Below are 14,366 nucleotides of genomic sequence, written 5' to 3' on the forward strand. Positions count from 1 at the left end.
CATTCCAATTTTGAAATTGTAGCAGTAAGGTAAAAAAAAACCTCCTTTAAATGGCTTTAAAAAGAGGTTTTATAAAATGTTTTTTGGAGTTATTTTGAAAAAATAGTAGTTGTGCAACAGTTACCGCTGTTACCTGCCGTTTCTTATTGTCAAAAACACTCGTTCTTCTTTTAAAGTTTCAGGAGATAACAAATAGGGAACAACTCTTTTGGTCAATAAATTTTCTAATAAATTCTCTATATGAAAATACCCAATTTTATTCTCATCGTCGCAATTAAAAACTCTATAAATTTCAAATTTATCCCTATTGTTTAGAAAATAATCCCATTCGTTTACAGTTAGGTAGAACGTTGGCTTTTCTTTTACAGTTCCTTTTACTTCTATAAATCTTGTTTGATTATTATCTATAATTTCGAAGTCATATGGGTTATATGATTCTGTCACTTGATTTAGCCAGTTTACATTACTGTTCCCATATTTTTCGCAAAGTAAATTGTAGATATAGTTTTCACTAACCAATCTGATCTGCTCGCTATATTCTTCATCGATAGTTAATGTTGTTGAATCTATATTCTTATTTAAAGCTAGTTCTTTTGTGTTTTCATGTTGATTTGATAACATTTGCTTGAGATTCTTAATTGAATCTGATAAGACAGCTATTTTAAGAGGTTCGAATACTTTTTGAACATCTTTTTGAATTATGTTTCTTGACTTTATGTTTAAATAACCACCTGAAGAAATCGATTGTGCTTTTGACTCTGCTTCACCTTCTAGAGCTAGTCCTACAACAAATATTTTACATTCGATGCCTGACATTAATTTAATGTTGTTAGCTGCGATTAAATAATCTCCACCGCCATTTTCCTCTCCGTCAGTCAATAATATAATTTTTCTGTCGCTAGCTGGAAATTTTGTTAGATTGTGTAATGAAGAATTTAGAGCGGCAGTTATTGGTGTTCCGCCACTTGGTGGATTTTCTAGTTGGTTTATTTTTTCTTGAATATCTTCTTTTATAAAATTACCTTCATAGATTAATTCAATATCTAATCCTTCAGCTTTAGGATTATCTTTAGTTATTGCAGTACCACGAAATGTTCTTATAAATACTTTTTGAGTATAATCTTGAATTGTTGGTAATATGTTTTCTAAAAGAATTCGTTTAATAATTGACATTCTGGTTTCTCCGTCAATTAGATAATCGCCAACATTTTCTGGAACTCTTGTCATAGTTCCCATACTTCCAGATTTGTCGATAAGAATTTCAACTATAGTTTCGTTCATAATGCAGGGTTTTTGAAATGGCAGGTAACTAGTATATACTCGCTACTTTATAGCGCCTATACCTTTAATTTTGGGTGTATACTCGCTACAAAGTAGCGCTTTCAAATATATTGGATATTTTTTATAAATCATCAAATGGACTTTTAATTTGTTGAATATTTTTAGTGCTGACATGTGTGTAAATTTCGGTTGTTTTACTGCTGTTATGACCAAGTAATTCTTGAATATATCTCAAATCCGTACCGCTTTCTAACAAATGGGTAGCGTAACTATGACGTAACCAATGTAATGTAACTGGTTTAGAAATATTAGCTTTCTTGAGGGCTTGCTTTAAAACTTGTTGCAAACTTCTGTCATCATAAGGTTTTCCTTCCGTTTGTCCTTCAAATAAATAAACTTTTGGCTTGTAAAGTCTATAATATTCTCTCAACATTTCTAATATTTTGGCACTTAATGGAACTATTCTGTCTTTTTTGCCTTTTGCCTTTTTTAAAAACACAATGTTTCTTTTTGAATCTATATGAACAGGCTCTAATGCTAATAACTCGCCACAACGTAATCCACAAGAATAAATTAAACTTAACATGGTTTTGTGTTTAATGTTATTATGTGCCGAAAGTATACTTTTTACTTCTTCTTTGCTCAAAACATTTGGAAGTGCTTTTTCTCTTTTCGGACGATGTATTTTGTCAATTTCAATGGATGTTTCTCTTACAATTCTAAAATATAGTTTAATGGCATTTACAATCTGATTCTAATAGGAAGAAGACAAATTATTCTTTAAAATATAGTCATTATTGTATAAAATCACATCTTCATTTGTGATTGATTTTACAGATTTTGTATTGCAATAGATTAAGAATGATTTCAATGCTTCACAATACGTCGTAATGGTATTGGGACTATAACGTTTCGATGATAAATAATGTTTGAAAGCCGTAAGACTCTGAATTCCCTCAGAATTAGGAACTAATGTATTCGCTAAAGGTAGTTGAAATGATAATCGGTTCGCTTCTGTATCCGGTAAATGCCAATACTGATGACTCGGACTCCAGCGGGCATCTTCAAAAGTTTTAATGCGCGTAATTAATGCGCGATTTTTATCGAAATAAACAGCAATACGTGGTATTCCTTTGTGAAGTAAGGTTTTGGCTTTCCAATTCATAATTAATGGCTTATATAAATGCAAATATAAAAATTAACCTGAATGGATACTTAAAGTGATTTAATACAATAGTTTACACCTCATTGAAAACACATATTTATAGTAGGATTCATAAGTAAACTATTCAAGGTTCAAATACTTACGGATTTAAAAAGGTAACAAATAATCAAAGAAACCCCCAACCCCATAATACGTATTTCTACTGAATTTCACTTTACGCCGGCTGAGGTATGGTTGCTGAGCCTGTCGAAGTATCGAAGCCATAAACCCTTACGGTTTCCCGCAAAAACCTAATATTCCCGTTAATTAAACCGGTGGCTGAGGTTCTCGAAGCCACAATCCAATAAACGAATAATCGAACAATCCAAAACTCTGGCACAACATTTGTAATCCAATTCTCTCAAATAAACAAACCGTGATGAGGGGCATCACGGAAATAATAAAAAACTAAAAAACATGAGTACACAATTCGAAACCGGTCACGCAAAAAATGTGGTCAACTTCAAGACACTGATCGACAAACTGAACCATTTCGGGACCACCTACAATCCCCCAAAAGACACTCTCAAAATCCCCCATCTCAACACCATAGTCATCAAAGCCCGCGCAGAACTGGCCAACGTTATCAACAAAAATTCCGATTTTAACGTAGCCATTGCAAACAGGGCTCTGGCGTTTCAGGACCTGCAATCCTTATCCACACGCTTGGTCAACACATTAAAAATTACCGATGCACCGCCTCAAAGAATTGACGATGCAAGAGGGTTTATCCGGAAATTACAGGGTAAGAGAGCTTCAAAAATTGTTGAACACACAGATCCTAATACTCCCGCTCCCAAAACAATCAGCGCCAGCCAACAATCATACGATCAACAGGTCCAACATTTTATGGGACTCATTGCGGTACTGCGTTCAGAGGTAAGTTATAAGCCAAACGAGGTCGAACTCAAAATCGAGGCATTGGTGGCCAAGCAAAATGAACTGATGGAAAAAAACGATGCCGTATCGGTAGCCCATTCTTCTGTCAGCAATGCCCGTAACGAAAGAAACCAAACGTTCTATGCCAACAACAACGGACTTGTAGATATCGCCATGGAAGTAAAAGATTATGTAAAAGGAGCTTATGGAGTTAAGAGTGTGCAATTCAAAGAAATTAGCGGTATACGGTTTAAAAAGGAAAAACCGTAGCGAGTCATGATTTTAACCCATTCACACTTGGTATTGTACTTTTAAAAGTGCTTGTTTAAAAATCCCTCGGTGAATTAAGCGTTTTAAAGCTGTATTAGTAAAATACCCTGTCACTATTGGAAACATCCGGTCAGTGATAGGGTATTTTTATGCTTTTATTTGAAATAATGCTGCAACTTTTTGCTTTTTCGCTTCCACACTGAGCGTTTTTGCTTCCGCACTGAGTCTTTTCGCCTTCGCATTGAGCGTTTTTGCCTTCGCATTGAGCGTTTTTGCTTCCGCACTGAGCTTTTTCGCCTTCGCATTCAGCGTTTTTGCTTCCGCACTGAGTCTTTTCGCCTTCGCACTGAGCTTTTTTGCTTCCGCACTGAGTCTTTTCGCCTTCGCATTGAGCGTTTTTGCTTCCGCACTGAGCTTTTTCGCCTTCGCATTCAGCGTTCTTGCTTCCGCACAGAGTTTTTTTGCTTCCGCTTTGAAGTTTTTATAACGGTTTTAAGAATTTCTTTCTTGGTAGCAGGGAGATTTTGTGACTGGGATTCGTCAGTTCGAGTGATTTTACCGTAACATCGTGGAGGTAAAATTGTATCGAGAACCGTTACACGTTGTAGCCTCTCGATACATTTTCACTTCGTTTCTCTACGTAAAAACACTCGAGGTGACGAAACCTGTAGAATCTAACTTTCGAAACTTGTTGAGTAATAAACAATAACTATCGGGACGAGGTGACGTAAGTAATTCATATCCGAGCTATCTTATAAATAAGTAGAGACGCCATGCATGGCGTCTCTGTATCAAAGTAGTATCAAAGTAGCCGACGGTGGCTGAGGCTCTCGAAGCCAAGTAGTATTAGACAATTAGTTTTTTAGATTTCTTGGATTTTGGTTTATGTGATTTCTCCTTCGTCGAGATGACAAAACAACAGAGTCTTTCAATCCCGTCAATTATCTCGTACGGTGGCTGAGTTCCTTTTACTGAGCCAGTCGAATAATTGAACCGATAATCTTTCAATCAAAACAAACTCATAACTCATAACTCATAACTCATAACTCATAACTCATAACTCATAACTCATAACTCATAACTCATAATTTAGAATCTCCTTCAACCGTGTATCACACGCTTCCCTCAATTCCTCAAAAAACAAAGTAAACTCCTCTTCAAACTCGGTATAAAACTCCTGTAGTTCCGCAATCGCATTCTGCATATGGGCACGGTGGTGCGTGCGGTAATCCATTTGGAACAAGATCATTTCAAGTCCGCCCAGCGAGGCATAACTCACCAGCCAGTTGCGTTTAATCATGTAAGGCATCATTTTCTTCACCTTGTCGGTCAGCAAATCGTAGTTGTCAATAAGCGACTGGTAAAAGGTTTCGGCATAACGTTCCAGCGGAGTCTCATGGTACTTACTCCAGTTCTTCGCCAGGAAATGGTCATATACAATATCCATGATCACCCCCGAATAATGCCCGTAGCGCTCATGTAAACGGTGCTTGCTCTTGCGGTAGGTAGGGTGCGCATCGGTAAAACTGTCGATTGTACGGTGCAGTAATACGCCTTGTTGTATCGCGGTAGGGAATTCCTTGTAATGGCTCCCACGGATGCCGTCTGCCATGAAATTACCAATCTTAATCAGTTCGTGCTCCCCCGAAAGGTAGATGTGTGCCAAAAAGTTCATACGCCTAATATAGTTATTTTATACCAAGAATTTTAGTTTTCAGATGATTTTCAAAAGAGTCTAAATTCATATATTTGTTTCACTGTTTAAAACAGTCATAATTCATAATTCATAACTCATAATTCATAACTCATAATTCATAACTCATAATTCATAACTCATAATTTAGAATATGACATTAATCAAATCAATCTCAGGGATAAGAGGAACAATCGGAGGTAAAGTAGGGGACAACCTGACTCCGGTAGATGCAGTAAAATTTGCTTCGGCTTATGGAACATTCCTGAAACAGAATATAAAGAAAGACCGTCTGAAAGTATGCATAGGACGTGATGCCCGTATCTCCGGACCCATGATTCACAATCTGGTGGTGAATACCCTTGTGGGTTTAGGGATTGATGTTATCGATCTCGGACTTTCAACAACGCCTACAGTCGAAATCGCTGTTCCTTTAGAACAGGCAGACGGCGGAATTATCCTAACCGCTTCCCACAACCCGAAACAATGGAATGCCTTAAAGCTTCTGAATGCCAAAGGTGAATTCCTGAGTGGTGCCGATGGTGCCAAGATATTGGAGATTGCAGAGAATGAAGCATTCGACTTCGTGGAAGTGGATTTCCTTGGTGAAGTAACCGAAAACGATGCCTACATGGACATCCATATCGATGAGGTTCTGGAATTACCTTTGGTAGATGCCGAAGTTGTGGCACAGAAGAAATTCAAAGTAGTGGTCGATGGAGTCAATTCATCAGGCGGTATTATCATCCCGAAGTTACTGGAACAAATGGGAGTAGAAGTAGTAAAACTATACTGCGAACCTAACGGCCATTTCCCGCATAACCCGGAACCGTTGAAAGAACACTTGGGTGACATCTGTAAATTAGTGGTGGAAGAGAAAGCCGATTTCGGTATTGTGGTCGACCCTGATGTAGACCGTCTGGCGTTTATCTCTAATGACGGGGAAATGTTCGGGGAAGAATATACATTGGTGGCTGTAGCCGATTATGTACTAAGCAAAACACCGGGTAATACCGTTTCGAATATGTCTTCTTCAAGAGCCTTACGCGACATCACCGAAAAGCATAACGGTAGCTATCAGGCAAGTGCCGTGGGTGAAGTGAATGTGGTAGAGTTGATGAAAGCTTCCAATGCTATAATAGGCGGGGAAGGAAACGGTGGTATCATTTACCCTGAAAGCCACTACGGCCGCGATGCACTGGTAGGTGTGGCGTTATTCTTAACGTATTTGGCTAATCAGGAGAAGTCCGTTGCCGAATTAAGGGCTTCGTATCCGCAATACTTCATGAGCAAGAATAAAATCGAACTGACACCGCAAATTGACGTGGATGCTGTCCTGAAGACTATTTTTGAAAAGTACCAAAATGAACAGATTTCTACCGTCGACGGAGTGAAGATCGACTTCGAAAACGAATGGGTTCACTTGCGTAAGTCTAACACTGAACCTATAATCCGTATTTATACCGAAGCACCTACTCAACAGGCTGCTGATGTTCTCGCAGAACGTTTCGTAAACGAACTGAAACAAATCGCCGGTATTTAATCCGATAATAAATATAAAGTAACCCTGGGCTTCAACTCAGGGTTGTTTTTTTGTATTTTATCCAAAAGAAATGTAAAAATGTAACAATTCCGGTTTTTTCCGACTAAATTCGTATCCAAACCATCTTTATGTTTCTTAAATTATCATTTCGGACTTTTCTTTTTGCAATGCCTGTATTGTTTGCCGGCTGCGCTTCTGTGCAAAAACACAATGAGAAAAGATTGAAACCTATTCCTGTTGCCCAATTACAGGAAGATATCGATTACGTTCAGAACAAACTTATAAAACTGCACCCCGGCTCCGATTTATACATCACCAAAGAGCAATTGGCCTTTAAATTTGACAGTATCCGCAAGGTAGTCAACAAACCGATGACCAGTAATGAGTTTTATACGGTAATAAGCCCTGTGGTAGCTTCAGTGCGCCAGGGACACATGGCAATGATGCCCATGAGTGTGAAACTCACAAAGGAGCAACAAAAAAAGTATAAACAGGCCGGTGACGGACCGCTTTCCCAGTTTAAGTTCGAATGGGAAAACAATAAGTTATATATCCTGAAAAATAACTCTAATGTAAAAGAGATTAAAGAAGGTACCGAAGTCCTTTCCATAAAAGACAGGAAACCTCAGGAAATATACGCTAAATACAAAGCCAGTGTCACTTCCGATGGTTACAACACAACCTTTTTATGGAAATACTTCAATAAGCGTTTTACAACTTTCTTAACCGAGGAAATTGGTTTTAACGACAGTCTTTCTTTTACATTGAAGTATAAAGATTCGGTTTATGATAAAATGATCTGCCGTAAAAAGAAGGATAAGAAGGAAAATAAACCGCTTACCGAAAAACAGGAAGAACGCCTGGTTACCAAAGACATCATCAAAAAGAAGAATAAGAACAAAAGAATCTTTGGTTATGATGAGAAAACTAAAGAATTCAGTAAATCGCTCCGCTTCATCGGAAAAGATACCACAGTGGCTTATCTTAAAATAAATGACTTTGTAGACGGTAATTTTAAGAAGGCATACAAAGTCATTTTTGATTCCATAAAAAAGAGTGGAAGCAAAACGCTTGTTATGGACTTAAGGGACAATCCCGGAGGAAGAATGAGCGAAATACTTAACCTGTATTCCTATTTGACACCTGAAGATTTTATCATGACAGAACCGGCAGTTGTAACCTCTAAAACAAGCTTATGGAAGTTGGGACTTTTTCCTAGGGTTCCTAAATTGGCTTATCCTTTTATCGGCGCATTTTACCCTGTCTATATGGGGGTTTCATACTTCAAAGTCAAGAAAGGAGACGATGGGAAATATTACTATCATTTAAGTGCTTCAAAGACACAAAAACACAATCCCAATCACTTCAACGGTAAAGTATACGTGCTAATCAATGGCGGTAGTTTCTCGGCTTCCTGTATCATTTCTTCAGCACTGAAAGCCAATAAGGATATTACTTTCGTGGGTGAAGAAACCGGCGGTGATTTCAATGGTACGGTGGCCGGTATCATGCCGGTACTCAAATTGCCAAACTCTGAAATACAATGGCGTTTGGGCTTGATGCATATCAAACCGGTTAAACAGACTGATGTGAAAGGACACGGTATTTACCCGGATAAGGAAATTATCCAGACTATCGAAGACAAAGTGAATAAGAAAGATCCTGAACTGGAATGGATCTTAAACGATATTTATAAGTAAATAAAAAGGGTAAGAAATCTTCTTACCCTTTTTATTTTAATGTTTGCCATGACCTTTACCATGTTTGTGATGGTGGTGGTCATCGTGATGGTCATGATGGTCGTGTACCTCTATTACTTTCACCTTTTTAGGTTTTTTGTACTTTTTGTATTTCACCACGTGGATGTGATTTTGTACATAAGGTCGCTCACCTATAAAGTCCAGCTCAATCTGGGCACTTTTTCCAAGATTAATTCCAATGAATATTCTCGGTACAGCTGTCCGCACTACCCAGTTTCTGCCACTCAGGTAAATGTAGTTTCTGGAACGTAAATCATAATACATATTTTCATCCGGGAAATAAACATACCTTGTTTTGGCACGGTAACCATGTGCTGGAGCCCATGGCGGCGGTCCTTGCGCAAACATGTTTTCCGGTACAACCAGAAACAGGAATGCTGCAATGATAAAAGTTCTCAATACTGGTTTCATAATGTTTAGTTTAAGGTTATAAAACGCTTAAATGTAGCAATTATTTTGGTTGTTCATCAAAATTTACCATCCAATTGATGTCAAACTTGTCTGTAAACATCCCGAAATAAGCCCCCCAAAAGGTATCAGACATCGGCATGGTTACTTTTCCTCCTGCCGATAATCCATTGAAAAGACGGTCGGCTTCTTCTTTGCTGTCTGCGTTGATGGATACCGAAAAGTTATTCCCGAATGTCACAGAACCACTGAATCCGGTACTGTCACTTGCCATTAAAACGGTTTCCTTGCTGATGGGAAGGGAAACGTGCATTATTTTATCACCTTCTTCCGGACTTGGCGGGGGACAGTTGTCATCGGCAGGCATATCCTTGAATCGCCCAATGTAAGTGAATTCACCCCCGAATACCGATTTGTAAAAATTGAATGCTTCTTCTGTGTTACCGTTAAAGGTAAGATAAACGTTTACTGATGCCATACTATTTGTTTTTTGTTTAATACTTGTTTTTTTAGTCTGTATATTTTTTAAAATTGTCCAAAATACATTGCCAGCCGCCTCTTTGTAAATCAAGACTGTTCGTGCTTTCCGGTTCAAAGATTTCGGTAAGGATGGTTTTTCCGTCCAGAACATCGAATTTTACGGTTACCTTACGCCCGTCGCCCATAGTATAGGCAATTTTTTTGTGTGGAATGATTTCGGTATAGGTTCCCGAAAAGTCAAAACTGTTCGCACCGTCTTTTGATGCCATGGTCGATACAAATTGTTTCCCTACTTCCAGATTGTTTTCTGCTTTTGGGCAATGCCAGTCATCATTTGCAAAATTCCAGTTTACTATATGTTCCGGTTTTGTAAAATAGTCCCAGACTTTTTCAACTGGTGAATCAAGAGAAACTCTTACTGCAATTGATTTTGTTTTGCCATCTTCGGCAATTGCTTTTATTTTCTGTAATGCATTTGGGAACATGTTATTAAAAAAGTCTTCGTATTCTTCAATACTTTCAACTTCGACATTTAAAGTAGTTGTCCCGTTTTCACCAGTCAGTTTGTATTGTTCCTTACAGCCGCTCCATTTTTGGATGGCTTCACTGATAGGTTGTTCTTCATGATTGACAATTTCGGTAATGTGGGTGAACACCATCGAATCATAGGGTTTTTTCTCTACAATTCTTGAAGCCATTCCGGAACCTTTCGGATCCAGAAAATGAATTTTGTTTCCTTCTTCCCAACCGGAAACGGCATGACTGCCTTCACAAAAAGCTTCTGTCCAGGTTTCATAATTTTCATCATCCCAAAGAGAATACCATACTTTCTCTTTCGGAGCTTTAATTTCAACAGTAAATTGAATTGTTTTCATAGTTGTTTATTGATTATTTTGAGTTTTTGAAAAATTCATTTAGTTTATACGCTAACTGTATCCGTCTAAATCGGCAAAAAGATAACCTTCTTTGGTAGGTTTAGGTATACTTTTTTGTCATCCACTGAATTTTAAAAACCTAAATTTAGGATAATTTCAACAATTTAAAGAACTGTTTTGGTTTTATTTAAGATTCCATCCGTGCCGGATAAGAGCTGTTTTACAGTAGTCACAAAATTCATGTTCTTCATCTAAAACATCTTTTCCTTCAGCATCACGCATGAAGCAATTTTTTTCGGGACAATGGGGAAGTCCCTGGGTGTGTCCCAGTTCATGTATGGCAACTTTGAATAACTTTCCGGTTTTATCTCCTTTTAGCCTGAAAGTGGAAGCAATACAGGATTTTCCAGGGCGGTAACCCAATCCGAATACGCCCCAATCCGGTTTTCCGTCTTTTGAAGTGCTGATGTCTTTGGTAGTAAGTCCGATGACCAACTGATTTTTACCGGCTATATTGGTTAAGTAGGCTATTGATGCATCGGCTCTTCTTCTGGTTTTGTTATGATTCCAGGTTCCTTTAGGAAAAGGAATTTTCTCGGCAACTTTAACGGAAGAATAAACCGTTTTTAAATTCTTATGGACTTCCTTCAGATAGCTTTCCGGAAAATCATCAAAAGGTTGTAAAATAATGGTGATTTTTTTACTTTCAGATGAAGCATTTTGTTTTTGATTGCAAGCCGAAAGAACTAATAATCCGGTGATTGCGGCTAATAGAATTGATTTCATACGTTATGAACTGCAGGATAACATGGAACATCCAATTTTCACCCGTGCCCAATCCGGGCGTTTGGCAAACCATTTTTGATATTCGGGTTGTTCGTTATAGGGATTTTGTAATAAGGTGTATAATTCGTCTATGATTGAATAATCTCCTTTGTCGGCAGCATCAATGGCTAATTGTGCCATGTAGTTACGGAGGACATATTTCGGATTGATTTTGTCCATTGTAACTTTTCGTTCAGCATCATTACGTATTTCTTTCTGTAATTGTTGTAAATAGTCATTCATCCATTGGTTCCAGTAAGATAAAATCTCACCCTGAATCTCTTCAGAATTATAAAAAGCATAATTGATTTTTTCAAGAGCGCCGGTAACATTGTCTTCTTTTTTAACATCCGAAAGTAAACGGAAGAAAATCGTATAATCGGTTTCTGAAAGCTGAAGAATCTGAACCAATTGATTGACAATTTGCTCCTGTTCTTCATTCATACCTGAAAAACCAAGCTTCTCCTGCATCATTTTTTGGTAGTGGTGCTCAAAATCCTTCGGATACTGCTCCAGAATTTTTTCAAGTCCTTCAGCTTCATTTATAAGGGGATACAAAGCATTGGCTAATTGGTATAAATTCCATAAAGCAATCTCGGGCTGGTTCCCGTAACGGTATCTTTTGTGTTGGTTGTCTGTTGTATTTGGTGTCCAGTTAGGATTGAAATCCTCCAGCCATCCGTAAGGACCATAATCGATGGTAATACCGTGAATGGACATATTATCGGTGTTCATCACGCCGTGTACAAAACCTACACGTTGCCATTCTACAACCATTTTAAGTGTGCTGCTCACTACCGATTGAAAAAAGTCAAGATATTTTTGCTTTCCTTCCGAATTGATATGTGGAAAGTATTCCTTAATCGTAAAATCAGTCAGTAATTTTAAATTAGTGAGATCATTCCGCGAAGCGAGTAATTCAAAATTCCCGAAGCGGATGAAGGATGGTGCAACACGGCAAACAATGGCTCCTTTTTCGTAAGCCGGATTTCCGTTGTACATGATGTCGCGGAGTACCTCATTTCCACTCAAGATAAGCGATAAGGAACGTGTGGTTGGAACTCCCAGGTGATGCATCGCTTCGGCACATAAATATTCCCGGACTGAAGAACGTAAAACGGCTAAACCGTCAGCACTTCTGGAATAAGGCGTTTTTCCGGCGCCTTTTAACTGTAGTGTCTGGTCGTTACTTTCAAATAAATTGACAGCTCTTCCGTCACCTAGTTGTCCTGCCCAGACACCAAACTGGTGGCCTCCGTAACACATGGCATAAGGTTTTGAGTTTTCATAAACGGTTTTACCTGAAAAAGTATTTAAGAAAATTTCTGATGTTATATCGTCATCATTTATTCCAATTGATTGTGCGACTTCTTTTGAAACGTGGATTAATGAAGGGTTTGTAGGAGGTGTAGGGTTTACAAACGAATAACACGCATTAAAGACTTTACGGATTTCGTTGGTTTTTTCCTGATCGGAAGGGAGTGTATCGGTGAAAATATTTCGGACTTGCAGTTGCATAAACAGGGTATCGTAGATAAATTTGTTATAATCTTCAAAATTAGGGATATTTCAAAGATAGTAACGTTATAAAATTGGTAAAAAATGTATATTTGGCACAAATTTCAACACAATGATTGCTACAGAAAAAAAGACTTCATTAGAACAGTATTTTCAACAGTTCAGGGATAATATTATTGGTATTGACCAAGGATTTGTGTCGCCTTTCGGGGATAAAAAAATCATTTATACGGATTGGACTGCTTCAGGAAGACTTTACCGTCCGATTGAAGAAAAAATGATGAATGAATTTGGCCCTTTCGTAGCAAATACCCATACAGAAACCACTGTTTCAGGAACGGCAATGACGATGGCATACCATGAAGCACGCCATATCATTAAACACCATGTAAATGCAAATGACAATGATGTACTGATTACCGATGGTACCGGAATGACCGGTGTTGTTAATAAATTTCAACGTATTTTAGGTCTGCGTGTAGCCGAAAACCTTAAAGAATTCACGAATATCCCGAAAGAAGTAAAACCGATTGTGTTTATCTCGCATATGGAACACCATTCCAACCAGACTTCATGGTTGGAAAGCATTGCAGATGTTGTGGTTATTCCGGCAAATGAAGACGGTTTGTTCTGTATGGAGAATTTCAAAAAACTGATAGAACAGTATCAGGAAAGAAGTTTTAAAATCGCTTCGATTACCTCTTGCTCAAATGTAACCGGTATCAAAACACCGTACCATGAAGTAGCTAAAGTGATGCACCAGAACGGAGGTGTTTGCTTTGTTGATTTTGCCTGTTCAGGACCATATGTGGATATCAATATGCACCCGGAAGATCCGGAAGCTTATTTGGATGCTATTTTCTTTTCTCCGCACAAATTTTTAGGAGGACCCGGTACTTCAGGAGTTTTGGTTTTCAATAAAAATCTTTACAAAAATAATGTTCCTGACTGCCCAGGAGGAGGAACGGTTTCATGGACGAATCCGTGGGGCGAACACAAGTACATCGACAACATTGAGGATAGGGAAGATGGTGGTACTCCCGGTTTCTTACAGGTTATTAAAACCGCTTTGGCTATTCAATTGAAAGAAAAAATGGGTGTTCAGAATATTCTGGACCGTGAGCATGAAATCGTTGATTATGTTTTTTCGGAATTGTCCAAAGAGTCCAATATTAATATTCTGGCGGGTCAGCACAGAGACCGTTTGGGAGTAATTTCTTTTTATATTGATGATTTGCATTATAATCTCGGAGTGAAATTACTGAATGACCGTTTTGGTGTCCAAACGAGAGGAGGATGTAGTTGTGCAGGGACTTATGGTCATTATTTACTACATGTGGATCAGGAAACATCAAACAGTATTACCTGTAATATTGATACTGGAAATCTGGAGCAAAAACCGGGATGGATCCGTATGTCGATACATCCAACCACGACAAATGATGAAATTGCTTATGTGTGTGAATGTATCCGTGCTTTGGCACAATACCACAAAGAATGGGCAAATGATTACAATTATAACCCAAAAAGTAATGAATATTTGCACAAAGAGGCACAAAATCCCGAAAAGGAATTAATCAAAAATTGGTTTACCTTATAACAAAAAAGCTCAGTTAATACTGAGCTTTTT

General features: G+C 38.1%; 14 protein-coding genes. 5 read left to right on the forward strand and 9 right to left on the reverse strand.

Translation table 11 applies throughout. The features are described 5' to 3' along the window. Positions 1 to 129 precede the first annotated feature (129 nt). The 3 genes from NAT51_RS18190 to NAT51_RS18200 all read right to left on the reverse strand — a co-directional run bounded on the left by NAT51_RS18190 (position 130) and on the right by NAT51_RS18200 (position 2,446). On the reverse strand, positions 130 to 1,281 hold the full coding sequence (locus NAT51_RS18190) for a protein NO VEIN domain-containing protein (protein WP_250601262.1): 1,152 nt from the start codon (positions 1,279 to 1,281) through the stop codon (positions 130 to 132). Positions 1,282 to 1,402: 121 nt separating this feature from the next. Next, on the reverse strand, positions 1,403 to 1,927 hold the full coding sequence (locus tag NAT51_RS18195; protein WP_317245745.1) for a tyrosine-type recombinase/integrase: 525 nt from the start codon (positions 1,925 to 1,927) through the stop codon (positions 1,403 to 1,405). 108 nt (positions 1,928 to 2,035) lie between these two features. Next, the gene (locus NAT51_RS18200) at positions 2,036 to 2,446 is read right to left on the reverse strand and encodes a phage integrase N-terminal SAM-like domain-containing protein (RefSeq protein WP_250601264.1); all 411 of its coding nucleotides are present in this window, start codon (positions 2,444 to 2,446) and stop codon (positions 2,036 to 2,038) included. A 456-nt stretch (positions 2,447 to 2,902) separates the two neighbouring features. On the opposite strand from NAT51_RS18200, the gene NAT51_RS18205 reads away from it, so the two are divergent. Together NAT51_RS18205 and NAT51_RS18210 are read left to right on the forward strand one after the other, a co-directional pair. Continuing rightward, positions 2,903 to 3,634 (forward strand): hypothetical protein, encoded by a 732-nt coding sequence (locus NAT51_RS18205; RefSeq protein ID WP_250601266.1) that lies wholly within the window; start codon positions 2,903 to 2,905, stop codon positions 3,632 to 3,634. A 241-nt stretch (positions 3,635 to 3,875) separates the two neighbouring features. Beyond that, positions 3,876 to 4,121, forward strand: a complete 246-nt coding sequence (locus NAT51_RS18210; protein ID WP_250601268.1) for a hypothetical protein — start codon at positions 3,876 to 3,878, stop codon at positions 4,119 to 4,121. Positions 4,122 to 4,709: 588 nt separating this feature from the next. Here the strand turns inward: NAT51_RS18210 and NAT51_RS18215 are convergent. Next, on the reverse strand, positions 4,710 to 5,309 hold the full coding sequence (locus tag NAT51_RS18215; protein ID WP_250601270.1) for an acyl carrier protein phosphodiesterase: 600 nt from the start codon (positions 5,307 to 5,309) through the stop codon (positions 4,710 to 4,712). Positions 5,310 to 5,481: 172 nt separating this feature from the next. Between NAT51_RS18215 and glmM the strand changes: the two genes are divergently transcribed. Both glmM and NAT51_RS18225 read left to right on the forward strand, forming a co-directional pair. After that, positions 5,482 to 6,870 (forward strand): phosphoglucosamine mutase, encoded by a 1,389-nt coding sequence (gene glmM / locus NAT51_RS18220; RefSeq protein ID WP_250601272.1) that lies wholly within the window; start codon positions 5,482 to 5,484, stop codon positions 6,868 to 6,870. Positions 6,871 to 6,998: 128 nt separating this feature from the next. Further along, a complete protein-coding gene (locus tag NAT51_RS18225; RefSeq protein WP_250601274.1) occupies positions 6,999 to 8,570 on the forward strand; it encodes a S41 family peptidase in 1,572 nt (523 codons plus the stop codon). A 36-nt stretch (positions 8,571 to 8,606) separates the two neighbouring features. Here NAT51_RS18225 and NAT51_RS18230 read toward each other — a convergent pair whose 3' ends face one another. From NAT51_RS18230 to NAT51_RS18250, 5 genes are all read right to left on the reverse strand, one after another. Further along, a complete protein-coding gene (locus NAT51_RS18230) occupies positions 8,607 to 9,041 on the reverse strand; it encodes a hypothetical protein (RefSeq protein WP_250601276.1) in 435 nt (144 codons plus the stop codon). A gap of 40 nt (positions 9,042 to 9,081) precedes the next feature. Beyond that, positions 9,082 to 9,516, reverse strand: coding sequence for a VOC family protein (locus tag NAT51_RS18235; protein ID WP_250601278.1), 435 nt, complete (start codon positions 9,514 to 9,516; stop codon positions 9,082 to 9,084). A 31-nt stretch (positions 9,517 to 9,547) separates the two neighbouring features. Further along, positions 9,548 to 10,393, reverse strand: coding sequence for an SRPBCC domain-containing protein (locus NAT51_RS19765; protein ID WP_317245751.1), 846 nt, complete (start codon positions 10,391 to 10,393; stop codon positions 9,548 to 9,550). Positions 10,394 to 10,576: 183 nt separating this feature from the next. Then, positions 10,577 to 11,179, reverse strand: coding sequence for a matrixin family metalloprotease (locus tag NAT51_RS18245; RefSeq protein WP_250601280.1), 603 nt, complete (start codon positions 11,177 to 11,179; stop codon positions 10,577 to 10,579). A gap of 3 nt (positions 11,180 to 11,182) precedes the next feature. Next, positions 11,183 to 12,736: a protein adenylyltransferase SelO gene (locus NAT51_RS18250; protein WP_250601282.1), complete on the reverse strand. Its 1,554-nt coding sequence runs from the start codon at positions 12,734 to 12,736 to the stop codon at positions 11,183 to 11,185. Positions 12,737 to 12,848: 112 nt separating this feature from the next. Here NAT51_RS18250 and NAT51_RS18255 point away from each other — a divergent pair, with 112 nt between their 5' ends. Continuing rightward, positions 12,849 to 14,336 carry an aminotransferase class V-fold PLP-dependent enzyme gene (locus NAT51_RS18255; RefSeq protein ID WP_250601284.1) on the forward strand — a complete coding sequence of 496 codons (1,488 nt, stop codon included), beginning with the start codon at positions 12,849 to 12,851 and terminating at the stop codon, positions 14,334 to 14,336. Positions 14,337 to 14,366 lie beyond the last annotated feature (30 nt).

Source organism: Flavobacterium amniphilum (assembly GCF_023634845.1).
GTDB lineage: Bacteria > Bacteroidota > Bacteroidia > Flavobacteriales > Flavobacteriaceae > Flavobacterium > Flavobacterium amniphilum.

Bases quoted from the DNA above. Each gene is read 5' to 3' on its own strand.
- NAT51_RS18245 (WP_250601280.1), bottom strand. From the start codon at position 11,179: ATGAAATCAATTCTATTAGCCGCAATCACCGGATTATTAGTTCTTTCG.
- NAT51_RS18225 (WP_250601274.1), top strand. From the start codon at position 6,999: ATGTTTCTTAAATTATCATTTCGGACTTTTCTTTTTGCAATGCCTGTA.
- NAT51_RS18250 (WP_250601282.1), bottom strand. From the start codon at position 12,736: ATGCAACTGCAAGTCCGAAATATTTTCACCGATACACTCCCTTCCGAT.
- NAT51_RS18235 (WP_250601278.1), bottom strand. From the start codon at position 9,516: ATGGCATCAGTAAACGTTTATCTTACCTTTAACGGTAACACAGAAGAA.
- NAT51_RS18205 (WP_250601266.1), top strand. From the start codon at position 2,903: ATGAGTACACAATTCGAAACCGGTCACGCAAAAAATGTGGTCAACTTC.
- NAT51_RS18255 (WP_250601284.1), top strand. From the start codon at position 12,849: ATGATTGCTACAGAAAAAAAGACTTCATTAGAACAGTATTTTCAACAG.
- NAT51_RS19765 (WP_317245751.1), bottom strand. From the start codon at position 10,393: ATGAAAACAATTCAATTTACTGTTGAAATTAAAGCTCCGAAAGAGAAA.
- glmM (WP_250601272.1), top strand. From the start codon at position 5,482: ATGACATTAATCAAATCAATCTCAGGGATAAGAGGAACAATCGGAGGT.
- NAT51_RS18215 (WP_250601270.1), bottom strand. From the start codon at position 5,309: ATGAACTTTTTGGCACACATCTACCTTTCGGGGGAGCACGAACTGATT.
- NAT51_RS18200 (WP_250601264.1), bottom strand. From the start codon at position 2,446: ATGAATTGGAAAGCCAAAACCTTACTTCACAAAGGAATACCACGTATT.
- NAT51_RS18190 (WP_250601262.1), bottom strand. From the start codon at position 1,281: ATGAACGAAACTATAGTTGAAATTCTTATCGACAAATCTGGAAGTATG.
- NAT51_RS18230 (WP_250601276.1), bottom strand. From the start codon at position 9,041: ATGAAACCAGTATTGAGAACTTTTATCATTGCAGCATTCCTGTTTCTG.